The organism is Streptomyces sp. NPDC086549, from assembly GCF_044746205.1.
Classification (GTDB): Bacteria; Actinomycetota; Actinomycetes; order Streptomycetales; family Streptomycetaceae; genus Streptomyces.
Window position 1 is genome coordinate 1 of sequence record NZ_JBIVBS010000028.1, and the last position, 17,931, is coordinate 17,931.

Annotated in this window: 17 protein-coding genes and 7 pseudogenes; 10 read left to right on the plus strand and 14 right to left on the minus strand. The window is 68.2% G+C overall.

Annotation, left to right across the window (positions count from 1 at the left end):
* Positions 1 to 399 precede the first annotated feature (399 nt).
* Complete coding sequence (locus ACIPSA_RS46725) at positions 400 to 1,068, plus strand: hypothetical protein (RefSeq protein WP_402647218.1); 669 nt, start codon at positions 400 to 402, stop codon at positions 1,066 to 1,068.
* A gap of 390 nt (positions 1,069 to 1,458) precedes the next feature.
* Here the strand turns inward: ACIPSA_RS46725 and ACIPSA_RS46730 are convergent, their stop codons facing one another.
* A complete protein-coding gene (locus tag ACIPSA_RS46730) occupies positions 1,459 to 1,962 on the minus strand; it encodes a sensor histidine kinase (protein WP_402647220.1) in 504 nt (167 codons plus the stop codon).
* Positions 1,963 to 2,026: 64 nt separating this feature from the next.
* Here ACIPSA_RS46730 and ACIPSA_RS46735 point away from each other — a divergent pair.
* A pseudogene (locus ACIPSA_RS46735) lies at positions 2,027 to 2,299 on the plus strand (DUF6233 domain-containing protein); the annotation flags it as partial.
* Positions 2,300 to 2,418: 119 nt separating this feature from the next.
* Positions 2,419 to 2,619: a hypothetical protein gene (locus ACIPSA_RS46740; protein ID WP_402647428.1), complete on the plus strand. Its 201-nt coding sequence runs from the start codon at positions 2,419 to 2,421 to the stop codon at positions 2,617 to 2,619.
* A 333-nt stretch (positions 2,620 to 2,952) separates the two neighbouring features.
* Here ACIPSA_RS46740 and ACIPSA_RS46745 read toward each other — a convergent pair whose 3' ends face one another.
* From ACIPSA_RS46745 to ACIPSA_RS46770, 6 genes and pseudogenes are all read right to left on the minus strand, one after another.
* On the minus strand, positions 2,953 to 3,687 hold the full coding sequence (locus tag ACIPSA_RS46745; RefSeq protein ID WP_402647222.1) for a calcium-binding protein: 735 nt from the start codon (positions 3,685 to 3,687) through the stop codon (positions 2,953 to 2,955).
* A gap of 271 nt (positions 3,688 to 3,958) precedes the next feature.
* Positions 3,959 to 4,156, minus strand: a complete 198-nt coding sequence (locus ACIPSA_RS46750) for a hypothetical protein (protein WP_402647225.1) — start codon at positions 4,154 to 4,156, stop codon at positions 3,959 to 3,961.
* A 308-nt stretch (positions 4,157 to 4,464) separates the two neighbouring features.
* Positions 4,465 to 4,704: pseudogene (locus ACIPSA_RS46755) on the minus strand (recombinase family protein); the annotation flags it as partial.
* Positions 4,705 to 4,962: 258 nt separating this feature from the next.
* On the minus strand, positions 4,963 to 5,325 hold the full coding sequence (locus ACIPSA_RS46760; protein WP_402647430.1) for a hypothetical protein: 363 nt from the start codon (positions 5,323 to 5,325) through the stop codon (positions 4,963 to 4,965).
* 128 nt (positions 5,326 to 5,453) lie between these two features.
* Positions 5,454 to 5,639 (minus strand): annotated as a pseudogene (locus tag ACIPSA_RS46765) (SDR family NAD(P)-dependent oxidoreductase); the annotation flags it as partial.
* Between the two features lie 33 nt (positions 5,640 to 5,672).
* The gene (locus ACIPSA_RS46770) at positions 5,673 to 5,825 is read right to left on the minus strand and encodes a hypothetical protein (protein WP_402647433.1); all 153 of its coding nucleotides are present in this window, start codon (positions 5,823 to 5,825) and stop codon (positions 5,673 to 5,675) included.
* On the opposite strand from ACIPSA_RS46770, the pseudogene ACIPSA_RS46775 reads away from it, so the two are divergent.
* The 3 genes and pseudogenes from ACIPSA_RS46775 to ACIPSA_RS46785 all read left to right on the plus strand — a co-directional run.
* Positions 5,764 to 6,132 (plus strand): annotated as a pseudogene (locus tag ACIPSA_RS46775) (TetR/AcrR family transcriptional regulator); the annotation flags it as partial. The gene ACIPSA_RS46770 and the pseudogene ACIPSA_RS46775 overlap by 62 nt on opposite strands.
* Positions 6,133 to 6,238: 106 nt before the next feature.
* On the plus strand, positions 6,239 to 6,730 hold the full coding sequence (locus tag ACIPSA_RS46780) for an ABC transporter ATP-binding protein (RefSeq protein WP_402647408.1): 492 nt from the start codon (positions 6,239 to 6,241) through the stop codon (positions 6,728 to 6,730).
* Positions 6,717 to 7,691, plus strand: coding sequence for an FtsX-like permease family protein (locus tag ACIPSA_RS46785; RefSeq protein ID WP_402647228.1), 975 nt, complete (start codon positions 6,717 to 6,719; stop codon positions 7,689 to 7,691). The genes ACIPSA_RS46780 and ACIPSA_RS46785 overlap by 14 nt, the downstream gene beginning before the upstream one ends.
* Here ACIPSA_RS46785 and ACIPSA_RS46790 read toward each other — a convergent pair.
* A pseudogene (locus ACIPSA_RS46790) lies at positions 7,598 to 8,470 on the minus strand (hypothetical protein); the annotation flags it as partial. The gene ACIPSA_RS46785 and the pseudogene ACIPSA_RS46790 overlap by 94 nt on opposite strands.
* Positions 8,471 to 8,571: 101 nt before the next feature.
* On the opposite strand from ACIPSA_RS46790, the pseudogene ACIPSA_RS46795 reads away from it, so the two are divergent.
* Positions 8,572 to 8,763: pseudogene (locus tag ACIPSA_RS46795) on the plus strand (ATP-binding protein); the annotation flags it as partial.
* A gap of 4 nt (positions 8,764 to 8,767) precedes the next feature.
* Here the strand turns inward: ACIPSA_RS46795 and ACIPSA_RS46800 are convergent.
* Both ACIPSA_RS46800 and ACIPSA_RS46805 read right to left on the minus strand, forming a co-directional pair.
* Positions 8,768 to 9,583 carry a hypothetical protein gene (locus ACIPSA_RS46800; RefSeq protein ID WP_402647410.1) on the minus strand — a complete coding sequence of 272 codons (816 nt, stop codon included), beginning with the start codon at positions 9,581 to 9,583 and terminating at the stop codon, positions 8,768 to 8,770.
* A gap of 199 nt (positions 9,584 to 9,782) precedes the next feature.
* Positions 9,783 to 10,619: a hypothetical protein gene (locus ACIPSA_RS46805; protein WP_402647230.1), complete on the minus strand. Its 837-nt coding sequence runs from the start codon at positions 10,617 to 10,619 to the stop codon at positions 9,783 to 9,785.
* A gap of 370 nt (positions 10,620 to 10,989) precedes the next feature.
* On the opposite strand from ACIPSA_RS46805, the gene ACIPSA_RS46810 reads away from it, so the two are divergent.
* On the plus strand, positions 10,990 to 11,166 hold the full coding sequence (locus ACIPSA_RS46810; RefSeq protein ID WP_402647233.1) for a hypothetical protein: 177 nt from the start codon (positions 10,990 to 10,992) through the stop codon (positions 11,164 to 11,166).
* A pseudogene (locus ACIPSA_RS46815) lies at positions 11,166 to 12,174 on the plus strand (beta-propeller fold lactonase family protein). Before ACIPSA_RS46810 ends, ACIPSA_RS46815 begins: the two are co-directional and overlap by 1 nt.
* Before the next feature lie 310 nt (positions 12,175 to 12,484).
* Here the strand turns inward: ACIPSA_RS46815 and ACIPSA_RS46820 are convergent.
* The 4 genes from ACIPSA_RS46820 to ACIPSA_RS46835 all read right to left on the minus strand — a co-directional run bounded on the left by ACIPSA_RS46820 (position 12,485) and on the right by ACIPSA_RS46835 (position 16,602).
* The gene (locus tag ACIPSA_RS46820) at positions 12,485 to 13,759 is read right to left on the minus strand and encodes a hypothetical protein (protein ID WP_402647235.1); all 1,275 of its coding nucleotides are present in this window, start codon (positions 13,757 to 13,759) and stop codon (positions 12,485 to 12,487) included.
* Between the two features lie 38 nt (positions 13,760 to 13,797).
* Positions 13,798 to 15,066, minus strand: a complete 1,269-nt coding sequence (locus ACIPSA_RS46825; RefSeq protein WP_402647238.1) for a sensor histidine kinase — start codon at positions 15,064 to 15,066, stop codon at positions 13,798 to 13,800.
* Positions 15,057 to 15,710 carry a response regulator transcription factor gene (locus ACIPSA_RS46830; protein ID WP_402647241.1) on the minus strand — a complete coding sequence of 218 codons (654 nt, stop codon included), beginning with the start codon at positions 15,708 to 15,710 and terminating at the stop codon, positions 15,057 to 15,059. The genes ACIPSA_RS46825 and ACIPSA_RS46830 overlap by 10 nt, the downstream gene beginning before the upstream one ends.
* Before the next feature lie 223 nt (positions 15,711 to 15,933).
* A complete protein-coding gene (locus ACIPSA_RS46835) occupies positions 15,934 to 16,602 on the minus strand; it encodes a DedA family protein (RefSeq protein WP_402647244.1) in 669 nt (222 codons plus the stop codon).
* Between the two features lie 509 nt (positions 16,603 to 17,111).
* Between ACIPSA_RS46835 and ACIPSA_RS46840 the strand changes: the two genes are divergently transcribed.
* Positions 17,112 to 17,897, plus strand: a complete 786-nt coding sequence (locus tag ACIPSA_RS46840; RefSeq protein WP_402647247.1) for a hypothetical protein — start codon at positions 17,112 to 17,114, stop codon at positions 17,895 to 17,897.
* Positions 17,898 to 17,931: the final 34 nt, after the last annotated feature.

The following is a 17,931-nucleotide window of genomic DNA, read 5'->3' on the forward strand; positions in this document are numbered from 1 at the left end:
GAGGCCCTACTTGTATGCGCCGAACACTCCGCGATCACCTAATCGGGACTCCCGTTCGATCGACAAGCCTCAAGATCGGTACGACAACAGCCACTCATGGTCGCCGGCCTGCTGGAGAATGGACAGCGCGATGGCGGTGACGACGGTCCAGTCGGCGAAGCTCGTGCGCGCCCTCAACTCCAGGCAGGCATACAAGGCATCGATGCCGAACTTCCGTGGGTTCAGGAAATCTGAAGGCTCAGTAGCGCGAACTCAAGGATTCGAAGGCGACCCTGCCGCGTGAGAGGCCGGTTGCCGCAGCGGAGCCGATAGTGGGCGACGAACCTGGATCCTCAGGTGGAGAGTGGCTGGGTGTCAGCCCATGACCACGATCCGGCGACATCTGCGGGAGACTGTGGGGTGCCTACTTCCACATCGCTTGCAGCCTCCGACGAGATACGTGCGTATCTCATTGATCAGTTGAATCTCGCCCTGCGACGTCCCGGAATGTTTGGGAGGGAGTCGGAGCTGGCCTTGCGCATGCTGATGGATCACTTGCTGTTCGTGGAGTGCCAGCCCGAGGCATTGGCCGAGCAGCAGGGGGTCTGGGAGGAGCGTGGCGCCTGGTCCAGCACCGGCGTCGCGGGTGTGTTCCGCGATCTGATCCCGGAGCGCTACTACGAGTACGGCATTGCCTCGGTGTATGCCGAGTTCGCGCACCGCCACGGCTGGCTCAAGCCGAACCGCGTACTGGGCCGTGACGAATACGCAGTGCTGCAGGGTGCGGTCCGCCAGTGGGCGGGAGAGGACCGCGTGTGGAGTGACGTCGTCGACGAGTTCGGTACCCCGTCCATGTTGTTCGGCAGCAACAACCCCTACTACGGCAAGACCCTGGGCTACCTGACTGGCAACTCGGAGGAACCGATGGTGTCCTTCCATCTCTGGAACGGCAGTGCTCCGGGAGCCGAGCAATCATGGCCACCTGAGCACGAAGAGGCCCTCCTGCTTGCAGTGCGCTTCGGAATGGGGCCCTTCCGTCAAACCTTCACCTTCACCCCTGAGGGCCGACGACGGCTCCCTATGGAGTAGAACTCAAGATCAGCGGGTGTTCGGCGCCTGCTCTGCTTCCGATTCGGTCACTGCGCTGGTGTAGCGGAGGCTCGCCTCGGCACCGAGGGAGAAGACGTGCGCGACGCCGACGATCGGTGACACGGCCGTGCCGCTGGCAGAAGCCGACGCTTTCAAGGCGGAGATTTCACGGCGGAGCGTCAGGGCTGGGGCCCGGCGGAGAACGTCCGCGTCCTCCTGGCCGGGCAGTTGACAATTCACCTTCGCATGCTCCCGTCATGGCGCCCTTTCACAGGATGGCGGGAATCCCCGGCGGATGCCGCAAACATCCCATCCATCAGGCTGCCTTCGACGGCGAGGTTGTCATTGCCGACGTCCTGCTCCGCGCGGCGCCTTGGCCGTTCACGGGTCCTACGGCGGCGGAGTTCCTGTAGGCAGGTACAGGAGGAAGTGGGCGCCCTGGGGGCTTGGGACGACGGCGAGTGTGCCGTGATGCGTGGTGGCGATGCGTTCTGCGATGGCGAGCCCCAGCCCCGCACCCCCGTCGTCGCGGGTGCGGGCGTCGTCGAGCCGGCTGAAGCGTTCGAAGATCCTCTGGTGATGTTCTAGGCGTATGCCTGGGCCGTCGTCGAGGATCTCAAGGACAGCTTGCCGGTGTTCGGCGTCGCACGTAAGACGGACTGTGATGGTGCTGGCGGCGTGGCGTTCGGCGTTGTCGAGGAGGTTGCCGAGGATGCTGGCCAGGAGAGCGTGGTGGCCGTGGACGGGGATCGGTGCGGGGTGAGCCTCCTCCGGCTGGCGGCCGCTCAGTCTGGTCTGGGCCAGCTTCCACGGCGGCGCGCTGATTAACTGGTTCCCGGTCGAGGCCGAGGGCGCTGATCGTCCAGCTGCCGGTGGATGGCGGGCGCTGTCCAAGGAGCTGACGGCTCATCTGGCGCTGCAGCAGCCACTCTGCTGTTGACAACGTTGATTCCACAGAATGCGGGTCTGGCACGCCCCGTGGGTGGAGCGCATCGACCGCAAGATCGCAGCTCTTCAGCGGCGGCAGGCCGAAGAGGATCGCGGCCGGCGCAACCGTCCACGGCCTGCGGACTGGATCGTGGAACTCGGCATCGGCACGGGTCGGCCGCCCGTCCAGGTTCACGTCGGCGACTGCCGCATGGCGGGCAAGCGACGCCCTACGGTCAGCCGCGACGAAGCCCGCCGGCTGCTCGCCACAGGACTGCGGGCGTGCAGCCACTGCCAGCCCGACGCTCAGCTGCACATCCTCGACTCAGCAGCCCGGGCACGGTCCGGCGCGGCGCCGACGCGCGACATTGACGCACCTGCCGAACCAGCGCCGGGCCCACGGCCCCCGATCAGGCGCGAGTGTTGCTCCTGGTCGACCGCGCCACCGCGACCGACCATCCGCCCCTGTCCACGCTGCTGGCGGCCGGCGACCCTGACGCCGTGGCGGCGTACCGGCAGTCCGCCGCCAGCCTCGGTCTGATCGTCCCCGACGACCCCGATGTCCTGCGCGACGTCCTCCATGCCGACACCGCGCACCTCCACCGCCTGTGGCGCGGCCGGTAACAGCCACAACGCCGTGGACGGTCGGTGGAGCCAGGCGGCCCGCTTACTGAGGCATCCATGCAGCCGGTGGGCGGCCCTCGCCACCAGCGAACCTGGCCAGCGGCGACATACTGCATCCTGCGCACCCTCGGTGACCCGGCCGGCGCCGCTGCAACTTCCATGACCGGACGGCGCCCGGCGGTGACGGTGCGCGGATCAGAGGCCAGCCAAAGACGCGCTACCAGCTCACCATCGGCCCCGCAGAACAGACCACCCTCGCCGCCCGCCCTGACAGCGGGCCGGGGTATGGTGCCGCGCAGCAGGGTCTGGTGGTCGCGCCCAGGCGCGCGGCATTTACCGCACGTCGACGTAGTCGCCGGTGGAGGTCTTGGCGCCAGTGGTCGTGGTGCCGGCGAAGTTCCACCGCCAGTACCCGTCGGTGGAGGCGGTGACCGTGGCCTTCAAGGCGCCGGCGCTGCCGGTGTTCACCGTCTTCACGGTGGTGTAGGTGCTGGTGCCCTTCTTGCGGAACTGGAGCTTGACCGGCTGGCTGGTGTAGCCGTGGTACTGGTAGTCGTCCCAGCTCGCGCGCTTGAGCGTACCCGTGACGGTGAGGGTCTTGCCCTTGGTCACCGGCTCCGGGGACGCGTTCGTCGTCAGCGTGCTCGCACGCTTGACACGGAAGCTGTCGATACGCTCGTCCCACCGGTAGTCGTCATCGAGAGCGTCCACCCAGGAGCCGACATACCAGGTTCCCGCCTGACTGTTGTCCAGGTCGACCCGGGGGTCGAAGGTGAACGAGTGCGTGCACTCACTGTCGGACTCACAGATGGTCTCGTCGTCGGCGAACCCGGCCCCGGGGCCCTCCAGAGTGGTGTCCGCCGACAGCAGGCCCGAGTCGTCGTAGGCATAGATCGTCACGTCGAAGGTCTTCGCATTCGTGGTGCCGATGACGACAGACGAACCGTCGTTGACGCTCGCACCCAGGATCTCGGTGTCGCCCGAGCCGCCGTCGGCATAAGCAGCCGGAGCCACGAAGCCGATGACTCCGAGCGCAGCGGCGATAGACAGCGCTACGCGCTTGCCCATGTGATGTCTCTCTTTCTTTCAGGTCACCGACGCGCACGAGGCGCGTCGGTGATCTTGCAAGCAACCTTGTCGGCGCGGTCCTTCCTCGGTTGCCGGATGTGCGGTTGAGGCAGAGTTCCGCGCCGCGGGTCAGGTGGTGAGCAGCGAGTTTCGCACAAGGCCGCACATCGTGCAGCACTCGTGACGATCATGTGATGAATATGAAAACATGCAGCCCGGAGGTCTTGTTCGCCCCGCTGCACCCGCCATCAGTGATTCAGGAACAGGCTCTTTACATCTCCCGCTTCAGCTGCGTGGCGGAGACAATATGGCCGCGCTGGGCGAGCGCGTTCCGTCCGCGTTCACCCGCGGGCCGCGAGAGCGGCATCGCCGCACCGTCCGCGACGGCCAGGCCCCAGCCGTGCAGGGACACCTCAGGCTCCGGCACCCGGTTCGTGCCGTACGGGCCCATCCAAGCGCCGGGGCCCACGAGCACAGCAGGCGGCCGGTGACCTTGGACCGCCTCTCCAGCGCACTGGCCTCTGTTGTCGCTCCGAACAACGCCCAACTCTGCGACGAAACACGGAACTCCGGAAAAACTTGGCCACGGCTGACCCCGCCCACCGCCGGGACATCCACACCACACGCGCCGGATGTCCCGGCAACGCACGCCGAGTTCGCATGGTCCGCCCCGCCATGGACGTAGGGCGAGCGCGGCAGTCCCTCGGGCGCCGGCGCGAACTCCGCGAGTACGGCGAAGACATGGAGGACGAGCCGCCCGCCGGGAGTGGTGGTGTCGAGGTTCTCGTGCAGCGAGGTGAAGCCGATGCCTCGCTCGCGGAGCTCGGCGACCATGTTGATGAGGTCCTGGAGGCTGCGGCCGTAGCGGTCGAGCCAGGGGACGACGAGCGTGTCGCCCACGTCGAGGAAGGTGTGGCTCGCCTTCAGTTCGGGGTGGAGCGCGTCCTTGCCGGACTTCTTGTCCGCGAAGATCTTCCGGCAACCAGCGGCGGTGAGCGCGTCGAGCTGCCGCTCCAGTTTCTACCCGCCGGTCGACACCCGCGCGTACCCGACTTTTGTTCTCGGTCCGGACGAGCGGCTCGGCGACGAGCAAGTCCGTGCCGTCCGTCGCCTCCTGAGAGGCCGTCATGGCTTCGGAGCATGTCAGCGGCGAAGCCCGGGCTGGGTTCACGGGGCTTCGCGGACACATTGGCGGGGCCTTGGGGCTGCTGCCCTCGTTGATCGTGCCGCGGTCATCTCCGCCGCGGCACGATCAAGGGTTGGCGGGGCGTGGTGTCAGCGACTGAAGACGCGTTCGGCCTTGTCGCGGTGGGCGGTGTGCAGTTCCCAGTAGACCGGGGAGATCTCCTCGGGCTGGGCCGTCGGGAAGCCGGGGACGACCGACATGCCGATGGACACGTCGATGCCGACGTGGGCGGCCTGGACCCCGCTGCCGGCCAGCTCCTTGTGCAGGTTGATCGCCCAGTTGCGCAGGGCCGCCGCGGCGGCGTTGACGTTGCCGACCTGCGGTACCGGGTCGATGGATCCGGCGCCGGTGGTGCACAGCAGGGTGCCGGCGCCGGCCTTCCGCATCGCGGGCAGCACCGCCTGGGTGGCGGCGATGGCCCCGTAGAGCTGGAAGTCCATCTCGTGCTGCACGTGCGCCGGTTCGGTCGCGCTCGGGTGGTGAGGGTGGTGGAGTCGATGCCGCCGACCGGGGAGTACTCCAGGACGTCGATGCCGCCGAAGTGCGTGGCGGCGTGCTGCAATGCCCCGGTGAGGACGTCGCGGTCGAGGACGTCGGCGGGGAAGGCGGCGGCGGTGATGCCGTCGGCGGCCAGCTTGGCGACGAGGTCGTCGAGCTTGGCGCGGTTGCGGGAGATCAGGGCGACGCTGTGGCCGTGGGAGCCGAAGGTTCGGGCGATGGCGAGGCCCAGCTGCGGGCCGGCTCCGACGATGGCGATAGTGGGCATGGGAAGCCTTCCGCGAAGTAGAGATGGATAGGGCTATCCGCTGTGCAGCGATGCGGAGCGCAATCGGGCGCGGATCATCGCCGCCGCGCGCACGGTGTTCGGCCGCGACGGGCTGAACGCGTCGATGGCCTCGGTCGCGCGGGAGGCCGGGGTGGGGATCGCCACGATGTTCCGCCGCTTTCCCACCAAGGAAGAACTGGTCGCGGCCGTCTTCGCGGACCGGATGGACGCCTACGTGCAAGCCACCGCCGAAGCATTGGCCGGCCCCGACCCGTGGCGCGGCTTCAGCGGCTACATCGAGACGGTCTGCGCGATGCAGGCCGCCGACCGCGGCTTCGCCGACATCCTGACGATGAGCCTGCCTGGGGCCGAGGCCCTGGAGGCGTGTCGCGCCGAGGCGTATCAGGGCTTCCTGGAGCTCATCGCCCGCGCCCAGGACAGCGGAGACCTGCGCGAGGACTTCACCAGCCGGGACCTGGTCCTGCTGCTCATGGCCAATGCCGGCGTCCTGAGCGCCACCGGCGACGCTGCCCCCGACGCCTGGCGCCGCCGGACTCGACGAGCCCTCCGGCGGCGAGGTCCACGTCGACGGCGTACGGATCAGCCATCGGCCCGAGACCGAGCGAGCCCGGTTGCGGGCCCGGCACATCGGCGTGCTGCTGCAGACCCGCAACCTGCTGCCGCACCTCAGCGTGCGGGACAACGTCCGCCTGCCGCAGCGGGCGCAGGGCCGCAGGGCCCCCGTCCCGGCCGAGGAACTGCTGGCTCGGGTAGGGCTCGCCGACCGAGCGCACGCCCTGCCGCGCCAGTTGTCCGGCGGAGAGCTGGCGCGGGCCGGGCTCGCCGTCGCGCTGGCCAACTCGCCCGCCGTCCTGCTCGCCGACGAACCGACCGGTGAACTCGACGGCGAGACAGAGCAGTTGGTCCTGGCAATGCTGCGGGAGCGGGCCGCGGAGGGGTGCGCGGTGCTGATCGTCACGCACAGCCGAGAAGCGGTCCGCATCGCGGACCGGGTGATCACCCTGACAAACGGGAAGGCCACCGATACCCGGCGGCAGGACCACGAGGAGGCACACGATGCCGTCGGATGAGGTACTTGTCAGCTGCGCGGACGCGGCCCTGACCTTCGGCCGGGGGCCTCAGGCGGTCGTGCCGGTGCACGGGGCCGACCTGGAGATCCGTGCCGGGGACCGGCTCGCGGTCGTCGGCCCGGCCTCCGCGTACTCCGCCGTCACCGGCGCCGCCCACAACCTCGAAGCCCGCTCCGCCGGCACGGCCCTGGTCGGCAACAACGTCGGCGCAGCGCTCGACTCGGCCCGCCAGGACGCCCTGTACGCCCAGATCCTCTTCCTCTTCCTCGGTGTGCCGGGCGCGGTGCTGGCCGCCACGCTGACGGCGGCGGTCGCCTCGGCCGGCGGCGAACGGCGCCGTCAGGAACAGGGGCTGCTGCGGCTGCGCGGTCTGCGGCCCCGTCAGATCACCGCACTCGCCGGTCTGGAAGCCGCCCTGATCGGCCTCGCTGGAGGTCTGGCCGGGCTGGGCATCGGCGCCCTCACCGGCCGGCTCGCCTTCGGCACGGCCTCCTTCGGCGCGAGCGCGGGAACCTGGTCCGTCTGGTACGCCGTCGCCTTCGTGCTCGGGGTCGCGGTGGCCGCCGGTGCGGTCCTCGTCCCCGCCCTGCGGGACCTGCGCACGGTCACCGTCGCCGACACCCGCAAGCAGGAGGACGTACGACGCACCCGATCACCCTGGTGGATGCGCTACGGCCTGGACTTCGCCCTCCTGATCGGCTCGTGGCTCGTCTTCCGCGCCTCCTCCGGCAACCAGTACGCACTCGTCCTCGCCCCCGAGGGCGTCCCCAGCATCTCCGTGTCGTACTGGGCCTTCCTCGGCCCCGCCCTGCTGTGGATCGGCGCGGCCCTGCTGCTGTGGCGCCTGACCCTGCTCGCCCTCGCCCACGGCCGCCCCGCCCACCACAGGGTCACCACCGGGCTGGGGGCCGACCCGGTGCAGGGCCGGCACAGAGTACGTCCGCCGAGACTGCGCAGCTGATCGACCACCGCGAGGTGCCAGCCGATACCGCCCTGGATGGCGGAGGCAGCAGACAGGCGCTGCGCGAGGCCGCCGTAGCTCGCATACGCCTCGATCACCCACTCGCCGGCACCCGCCACCAGCCCCACGACCAGCACGACGAGAAGACGCGGGCGACGCACGGAGAGAGCGAGCAGGGGCAGCACGACGTAGACCGCGTCCATGGGGCGCATCCCTGCCATCAGCGCCGCGCCCGCGAAGAGACCCCACCAGGCCGCCCGGTCCCGTGCGTTCACGCAAGCGCGCAGGAAGCAGCCGACACAGGCCAGGGCGCCGATGGCAACCCAGTAGTTGGGCATGGCCTGGGGGCCGTAGAACAGCGTCACCCACAACGAGGCGAACAGGGCACCGGCCAAGGCCAGGACGCCGGGTCCGAGGTGACCTCGCCATACCCGCATGGCGAAGTAGAGGGCCAGGGCGGAGAGGACGGCCAGGTAGATCCGGAGCAGGGCGGTGGAGTCGGACCACGATGCGATCGGCGCGACGAGGAGTGAGATACCGCGGGAGCGGGGCGCGCTGAAGTAGGCGGCGGGAACGTGACCGCTGACCTGGCTGACGTAGACGGTCTCGTCCCAGCCGAGACCGAGATCCGGCCGTGCGAGGACGAGCTGGGCGAGCGTGAAGGCGGCTGCGACCGCCCCGAGCCGGGGCTCGCCCCGCGCACGCCGGGTCCGGATGGTCTGCGAGGGGCGGCCGGTGCGAGGGACACCGGTCCTCGTGGCGTTCGAGCCGTCGGTCATCTTGCACCTCTCGTCGTCGCACGCCACGGAATCGGACCCTCTACAGCTCGTAGGAGGACACCAACACTACTGCTTGTAGGGTTAGAGGCGGGCAAGAAGACGGGGTACCGGAGGAGTTCCTGGGCGATCTCTTCCAGCCCGGCCGCCGCGCCGATCGCGAGGACGGGCACGACGGCGCGGGCCTCGGACTGCCGCCCGCTCGGCGCCTTGCCCGTGCCGTCGGCGGCAAGGTGTCCCACGACCCCGGTCAAAGTCCTGGGGCGCGCTTCCTGGCCGATCTGCCCATGGGCTGAGCGGCTACGCCCGCTCGCTGCGGGTCCTGCCTTCCTGGACGTGCGCGTAGGCCATGAGGCCGAGCAGGACGGCCAGCAGGACCGCTGAGGAACCGGGGGTACCGAGGTTGAGACCACCCTTGGCGACCGGCTTGGTCAGGAAGTCACCCGCGGTGGCACCGAGCGGGCGCGTGAGGACGAACGCGATCCAGAACAGCAGGACGTTCGGCACCACCGGCACCCCCATCAGGGCCACCAGGACGGCGAGCAGCCCAGTCACCAGCAGCGCGCCGCCGGCGTAGCCGAGCCCGGAACTGTCGGACAGGAAGTCGCCCATGGAGGTGCCGAGGGTGTTGGAAACGAGGATCGCCGACCAGAACAGGGCCTCGCCGCGGAAGGTGACGATGTCACGGATCTGGAAGGTCATCCCGCTCAGCCACCAGACCGCGAAGATGACCATCAGGATCGAGACGAGGATCGCCGCGCCGGCCGGGTAGCCGAGGCCGAGGCCCTGTGGTCCCCAGCCGAGTGAAGTGGCGCCGTTGGAGAGGTACTTGGTGCTGGCATCGCGGTTCATGAAGTCGGACATGGTGGTGCCGGCCATGCTGGTCGACAGGATGACCGTCCAGTAGAAGAACGGGTTGTAGCGGCGGGAGCAGAGCTGGACGACGAGCGTCACCACGAAGATCAGGAACAGGACGATCGTGGTGAAGAAGTAGCCCAGTTTCAGGGTCTGGGAGAAGAGGTCTCCGGCGGTCTCACCCAGTGTCGTCGCCGCGATCTTCATGATCCAGAAGGCGAGGGTGACTTCGGGCAGTTTCTTCATCACCGACGTCGGCATGCTCACGACGTGTCCATTGGAGCGGGGTTTCGGCTGCTGCAAGGTGGGGGGCTCCTCGTGTGGTCGCATAACAGGGCGACCATCCCGCAATAGAGGCCACCGCCCTGCTGGCGGGGTGATCGCGGTAAAAAAACGATCACACCTCACGACCTTGACAGCGTCAGCCTGAACACATCCTGCACGCCTGCCCCGTCCCTGTTCAGACAGCGTGGCGCGCGGTCTGCTGCGGCTGCGCGATGTCCGTCCGGGTCACCGCCAGATACACCACCAGACCGAGGATGACACTGAGGAACAGCGCGCTCGTGACGACGGTGCCCAGACCCACTCCGCCGTCACCGGTCGGCTGTGAGAGGTAATCGCCGACGGACGCGCCGAGGGGGCGGGTGAGGACGTAGACGATCCAGAAGCTCCACACCGCGTCCAGGTCAAGCGCGAAGTGCGCGAGGGCGACCGCGGCGATGACCAGGCCGAAGAGGACCGCGGACAGCCAGTAGCCGAAGTCCATCCGTTCGGAGACCAGGTCGCCGGCGGCCGTGCCGAGGGCGAACGTGAACAGAACGGCGAGCCAGTAGAAGGACTCACGGCCTGTGGTGTCGATGCTGTGGATGGACAACGTCCGCTCGCGGCGGTACCAGACCACGAAGACGACCGCGAGGATGATCGCGAAGGCGGTGGTGCTGGTCGCCAGCGGCACGCCTATGTTGTCGGTGAGGTTGTCGCTGATCAGCGTGCCGACGACGCTGATCAGCGCGACAACCGGCCAGTACACGCCGGCACGGTAGGCAGTGGTGCGGAGCTGCACGACCAGAACGACCGCCAGCAGGGCGCTCATCAGCACCGACACACCGGTCAGGCTGAGCCCGGCCTTCTCGTTGAGCAGGTCGACAGCGGTCTCGCCGACTGTCGTACAGAGCACTTTGATGATCCAGAAGTAGACGGTGACCTCGGGCACCTTGTTCCAGCGCAACCGGCGGCCCGAGGACGCCACGGCGTCGACCGATGAGGCCGCCGTGGTTTCTGATGTCTCGTATGCCATGAGACCCGACCGTGCCACGGACTACCTGAACTCATCCTGACTGCCGTGCGGCATCCGCCGCCCCGCCGTCCTGACGGCGACGGCGACCACGGCGGGCCTTCGTCAGCCCGTCACCCGTCCTCGCGACCCGGCACATTCCCCAAACGGTCAAATGACCGATGTTCTGATCGATCCGCCCTTAAATGGTCGAGGTGAGCACTCCCGTCCCACATCCGTCCCACCTCGTCGTATCGCGCAACGGACAGCGCGCGTACGGTGCCCGACCGTCGCTCGGCATTGCACGCTGGACCGGCCGCGGCTGGTGCGTTCGCCGCCCGCTTGCCCTCCAGGCGGTCCAACGTCCACCCGGCGCTCCCGACCGGCATCGCGGGTGGCCTTCCACGTCGCCCCTGCCGCCAAGTGCAAGGCCATCGGCGAGATCCGCAACGAATCCGTGGTGAACATGCACTTCGGGCACGCGGATACGGCCGATGGCCTACCCGGCTTCCTCCACCGACTCGACCGACGCGGTTTGCGCGCGGTGACCACCAGGGAGTTGCTGAGCTGATGCATCCCACGGCCACCGCCCTCCTACTGATCACCGGTGTCGCCCTCGCCGCGCTCGCCGACTGCAGCAGCGCAATCCCCCACAAGGACGAGGCCCTCGCCTCCAAGCCCCCCCCCGCCCCCGCTAAGCAACAGAGGATCCGGGGCCTGAGAGGCATGCCGCCCGTGCTCGACCCGAACGACCTCTAAGCGGCCGACCGCCCGAACCAGCTCTCGCCGGCGGTCAAGGACTTCCCGTCCCGCGTGTACATCCCCAACACCAACTCCGACACCGTGTCTCTGATCGACCCGAAGACGTACAAGGTCATCGAGACGATCCCGGCCGGCAGGCAGCCGCAGCACGTCGTGCCGTCCTGGGACCTAAAGACGGCGCACTCCAGCCACCATAGCGACAGCAGACTCCCCTCGTCCGGTTCCAGCCAGCGCGTCGCACGCGCGGTCTCCAGGCGTTGCCCGGACAGCTGCAGCCGCATCATGGTCAGGTCCACGAAGTCGGCGCCGGGGTCCGCGAACTCGCCGGCGTCCTCCACGGCACCCGGAGCGGACTGCCGGTCCTGCCGCAGGACGTGAAGATCTCTCCGGACGGCAAGAAGTTCTACATCGCCGACATGATGGCCCACGGCCTTTGGGTCCTGGACGGCGACACCTTCTCCAAGCCGTCCTCATGCCCACCGGAAAGGGCGCGCACGGCCTCTACATCAGCCGTGACTCCCGCGAGATGTACATCTCCAACCGGGGCGAGGGCACCATCTCCGTGTTCGACTTCAAGGAGGGCCGGCTGACCAAGAAGTGGCGCCTGCCGTACGGCGGCAGCCCCGACATGGGTGGCGTCTCCACGGACGGCAAGGTCCTGTGGCTGTCCGGCCGCTACAGCTCCGAGGTGTACGCCATCGACACCACGACCGGTGAACAGCTCGCCCGCATCAGGGTGGGCAGTGGCCCGCACGGCCTCGCGGTCTATCCGCAGCCGGGCCGCTACTCGCTGGGGCACACCGGCATCTTCCGCTGATGCAAGGGCGCTGATCCGGGACTGCCAGATGCACCACGGGCTGCGGCCGTGCCCGGCGGGGACAGGTGACGGGCTGCCCGCGCGGCGGGGCGGTGCACTACCACGGGTACGCGCCAAGACTCGGCGTGCCGCAGGAGGCGGTGCTGGTGGAGCAGACGGCGAACAGCGGGCAGAACGTCGGGGACGCGCAGCAGCTCGGGCAGTACCTGGGCGAAGGTGGGTGCGTCGGCGACCATGGCGTCACGGATCCCGTGCCCCGAGAAAGCGTGATCGGCGGCGACTCCAGCGGAGTCGCCGCCGATCAGGTCCGTCAGCCCATATCTGTGAGGAGGGTGTTGAGTTCAGTCTCCTGCTGTGCCGGCGACATCGGCGGGTTCGAGTGGTCGATGCCGAAGGTCTTCAGGACCTGGTCCATCTGGGCGTCGAGGAACGTCCAGCCGGTGTTGTCCAGCGGCTGCAACGAGGCTTGGTCGGCATCCCAGAGGTCGCGCAGCGACTGGGCGGCTGCGTGGGCCCCGGTCGCGTTCCCCGACCGTGCGTCCTTGAGCGAGGTCGTTGCGAGTGCCTTCAGTGCGTCGACCTTCGTGGTCGGGAACTTCTTCACGGCCTGGCCAGGGGCGAGCTGAACGGTGGAGGTGGCGTCGTCCTCCGGCGCCGGGCCGACGTGCGGCTGGCTGTGCGCCCAGACCAGCAGACCCCCGGTGGCGACGGCGAGGAGGGCGAAGCACGCCAGCGCGATGCGCTCCCTGTGCGGGTTGGCGGTGATCTGCGGGGTGTGCGTGGCGTCGTAGGTCTCGGTCACGTCGGAGCGCGTCACCGTCAGGTAGATGACGGTCGCCAGGATCAGGCCGAGGAAGATCAGGCTGGTGGTGAAGGTGCCCAGCGCGAGGCCGGTCGGCTCGCCCGGCTGAGCGACCTTGGGGGAGGCGAGCCAGTCGCCGATGTTGGCGCCCAGCGGGCGGGTCAGGATGTAGGCGAGCCAGAAGGACAGCACCGGGTTCGCGCCGAACCTCCACAGAGCCGTGATCGCCGCGATGAGGCCGAACGGCAACAGGACCGAGGCTCCCGGGCTCCAGCCGGTGAGCTCCAGGGTCCAGTCGCCGGTTCCGGTGCCGAGCGCGAAGGTGACGAGAACGGTGAGCCAGTAGAACGACTCTCGCGACAGCGTCGTGACCGAGTGGATCGAGAGGGTGCGCTCGCGCAGCCACCACACGCCGAAGACCACGGCGAGCAGGACCGAGAACACTGCGGAGCTGATCCACAGCGGCACGTTGAGCTGGTCGGTCAGGATGTCGGTGTACAGCGTGCCCGTGACACTGACAACGACCACGGTCAGCCAGTACGGGAACGGGACGTACCGCTTGAGCCGCAGCTGGACGGCCAGGACCACCACGAACACCGCGGTGAAGATCCAGGCCGTGTTCACCAGGCCGACGCCCAGCTTCATGTTGATCCAGTCGGCGAAGCTCTCACCGACGGTCGTGCACAGGATCTTGATCACCCAGAACCAGATGGTGACCTCGGGAACCTTGTTCAGCATCAGCCGCCCGCTGCGGTGCGTGCGGGCTTCGCTCGTCGTTGTCATGCGGCGAGGCTGGCTCGGCCAACCTGCACACAACCTGACTACGCGATCGCCTCTGGCGTGGGGAAGGTCACCTCGACGCGACCGTGACCATCCGCGATCGCGCGGACTGCCACTCCCGCGGACGCGGCGAGACGCTTTACCACGGCCAGCCCCAACCCGTGCCCGTTGCCGCTGGTCACGCCCGCTTCGAAGACCCGATCAACCTCCGCCGGGTCGAACCCCGGGCCATCGTCGAGGACATCGATCACGACCCCCTGGGGCTGAATGCGCGCCGTGACCCAGACGCGCGAACTCGCATGCCGCAGTCCGTTATCCAGCAGCGGTGACAACACAGCCACGACGAGTTCGGTTGCCACGGCGACGTCGACGTTGGTCGGGATGGCGAGTTCGATGGAGCGACCAGCGATCGCCTGTCGCGCCGCAGCCCTGAGATCGCAACGGGTACCGCCATCGATCCGTGTCCGGGCGGCACCCAGAATCGTCGTGATCGCCGTGTTCAGGCGGTCGACCTCGGTCAGAACAGACTCTGGTGCCACCTGGTGACCGGAGAGTTGCGCCAACTGTGCCTCGCCCCGCAGGGCCGTCAAGGGCGTCCGCAACTCGTGGGCGATCTCATCGGTCAGCCGGCGCTCGTCCGCGAGCGCGTTGTCCACGCGGTCAAGCAGGCGATCGAGAGTTCGCCCGAGCTCCCCGAACTCATCGCGAGGAACGCCGAGGTCGAATCGGCGCCCGGGTTCGTGATCGCCCCAGTCGTCGGCGAGAGCGGCCATTTCGTGGACCACCCGCAACGCACGACCCACCACGAGGTGTGCGACGACGCCTGCGAGCAGGATCGCGATGCCACCCAACATGAGCGACATCGTCAGGCTGCGCTGCTCCGACGTCTCGTACGGCGTCAGATCCACCCTCACGACCGCCATGACGTGGTGGCCTTCGAGCCGGATCGGCTGGGCATACAGAAGGTGACTGCCGACCGTGGTGGTTTGGGACCGCCCGGAGCCGACAAGCGCCTCGACGCGGTCATGGACGCTGCCCGGCACGATCCCGTCGACGAGGTGCCCATCGGCATACACCCACGAGACCGTGTCCAGCGCTTCGTTGCCGCTCTCGATCAGCACGACGTGGCCACCGCGTACGGTCACGTTCGCCGCCACCGACTCTGCACGCGAATGCGCCAGAGCATTCGCGTCGGCGTCGGTCACCTGGCTCAGCAACACGTGTGAGACCACCACCAGCACTGCGACCACAGCTGTCGCGATCAGAACCGCGAGCGCGACAACCCTCCCGCGGAAGCCCGTCACTCCCATCGATAGCCCACCCCGCGGACCGTCGCCAGGCGATCGGCCACGCCCAGCGCACCGAGTTTGGTCCGTAGTCGGCGAACGTAGGAGTCAAGGGTGTTGTCGCTGACCTGCGCGCCATGCGGCCAACCGGCAGCAACGAGGGCGTGGCGGCGTACGGCGTCGCCCTGCGAAGCGATAAGCCTGCCCAACAACCGAAACTCGGTCGGCGTCAGGCTCTCGCTTGTCGAACCGTGGATCACGACATGTTTCGCCGGATCGAGAACGACGCCCCTTGGTGGGGTCGTCGCGGTTGTTCTGCGTAGCAGGGCACGGACCCTCACCAGCAACTCCGGGATGTCGAACGGTTTCGTCATGTAGTCGTCGGCTCCCGCCTCGAAGCCGCCCACCTTGTGATGCATGCCGTCCAGAGCGGTGAGCATCAGCACCGGGGCATCAACACCACGTGCCCGCAGCGCCAAGCAGACATCACGGCCATCAGCGTCCGGGAGCCCTAGATCCAGGACGACCAGGTGAGGGGCTGGCTCAAGTTGCCGCAGCAGGCTGTCCGCCGTGGAAGCGACTGCGATCGTATGGCCGTCGTGCTCAAGTGCACGCTTGAGGACGTCACGGACCGCTGCGTCATCCTCACACACCACAATAAAAGCCACACGCTGACCCTAGGTACTCCAGCGAGAGTTCTCCATTCTCCCTGGTCAGCGCACTGGTGGTCCGCGAGATCCGTAACGGCTTCCACTTCCGGTGCGGCTGGACGACCCTCGCCCGCGGCGAGTGTTTCGCGCTCGCCCGCATCGTCCTGCCCTTCAGGCTCAGCATCGGCGACGAGCAGCGCAGTGCACCCGCCGGCGCCCCAGCCACTGACCCAGGCGTTGATCACCCGCGGCTCTCCTCGGACCTGGCGGCCCGGCGCCCGCGGTACACCTCGGCGACGAGGGGGACCAGTGACACGACGACGATCAGCGCCACCATCGGAAGCAGATACCGATCGACGTTCGGGATCGACGAACCGAGCGCGTACCCCGCGAGGCTGAGGCCGACGCTCCACACGAGCCCACCGACGACCTGCCACAGGGTGAACGTCCGTACCGGCACCTCCAGCGCCCCCGCCACCGGGTTGAGGACCGTGCGCACCACGGGCACGAAGCGGGCCAGCACGATGGCCTTGGCATACCCGTAGCGCTCCAGGAGTTCCTCGGCGCGTTTCGCTCCTTCGTGCAGTCGCGGGGAGTGACTGCGAGCCAGCAGTGCTCCGCCGGCCTTCCGCCCAAGCAGATATCCGCACTGAGCCCCGGCCAGCGCGCCTACCGCCGCCGCCACGAGCAAGGGGCCGATTGACAGGTGCAGGCTCCCCTGCGCCGACCCCGTGCAAAGCAGGCCGGCGGTGAACAGCAGGGAGTCGCCCGGCAGGAAGAATCCGACCAGCAGTCCTGTCTCGGCGAACATCACCACCGCGACGCCCAGCACCCCGAAGGCCGCCAGCAGTGAGTGGGCGTCGAGCACGTTCACAGCCAGCTGGGACGCCGCCGGGATGGGTGCCGTCATAGGGCAGGGTCCTTTCGGATGGATGAGTTCAGACAAACAACTACATGACCGGAGCCTTGTAGACCGGAAGGCTGCCCGGCTCCTGTGGCACTCTCACGGTACGCCCTACCTCTACATGATGTAGTTGCCGTTTGGGAATCGTCCGGGATCTCACATGTCGGCGGGCAGTCGGGCGAGACGAGGGAGGCGGGCGTCATAGCCGACGCCCACGCTGCCGCAACCGGCACAAGGACACGATGGCGGAGCGTGAAGGACCAGGCGACGCCCCCCGGCTCCTGGCGTCACCGGTGTCGACCCCCAGCAGACACACCGCGAGATGACCCTGCTGGCGACGATCAGCCGCGCACCGGCCATATCATCCTCGCAACCACGCTGACCAGGCACTTTGGCGAGGCATTCAGGCTGCGGTCAGGTTGAACGCACGGTCATGAAATTCATGCACCAGAAGTCCCCAAGCGACGGTAAAGGGGCCTGGGGTGGCGGGAGAAGGCCATGTCATCGTGCAGACCATGACCACAGACCGTCTCCTCGACGACCGCCCCCTCACCCCCCTGCGCACCATGGTGAACAAGGTGCCGGAAGTGACCATCTACTTCTGGATCATCAAGATTCTCACCACCGGAATGGGCGAGACCGCGTCGGACCTGCTGGCCAAACTCCTCGGCCCGGTACCGGCGGTCGGCCTCGGAGGTCTCGCCCTGACACTCTCCCTGGCCGTGCAGTTCGCCGTGCGCGGGTACATCGCCTGGGTCTACTGGACGGCCGTCGTCATGGTCAGCGTCTTCGGCACGATGGCCGCCGACGTGCTGCACGTCGGTCTCGGCGTGCCATACATCGTGTCCACCCCGCTCTTCCTCGTCACGCTGGCCACGGTTTTCGCCCTCTGGTACGCCGTCGAGCGCACCCTGTCCATCCACAGCATCACCACCCGCAGCCGCGAGCTCTTCTACTGGGCTGCTGTCCTGGCCACCTTCGCCCTCGGCACCGCCGCCGGCGACCTCACCGCGACCGCCGGATTCGGCTACCTCGGCTCGGTCGTCCTCTTCGCCGTGGCGATCTGCGTTCCCGCACTCGCCCACCGTTTCGGCGCCTTGGCCGCCGTGCCCGCCTTCTGGACGGCGTACGTCATCACCCGCCCCCTCGGCGCATCCCTCGCCGACTGGATGGCACTCGGACACGCCCGTGGCGGCCTCGGGTTCGGCCTCGGTCCGGTCACCCTCGCTTGGACGGTCGCCATCGCCTGTTTCGTCGGCTACCTGGCGGTCTCGCACAAGGACATGTCCTACGACAAGTAGGAGGTGGGTGGGTAGTCTGTCCGCAACGACGGCG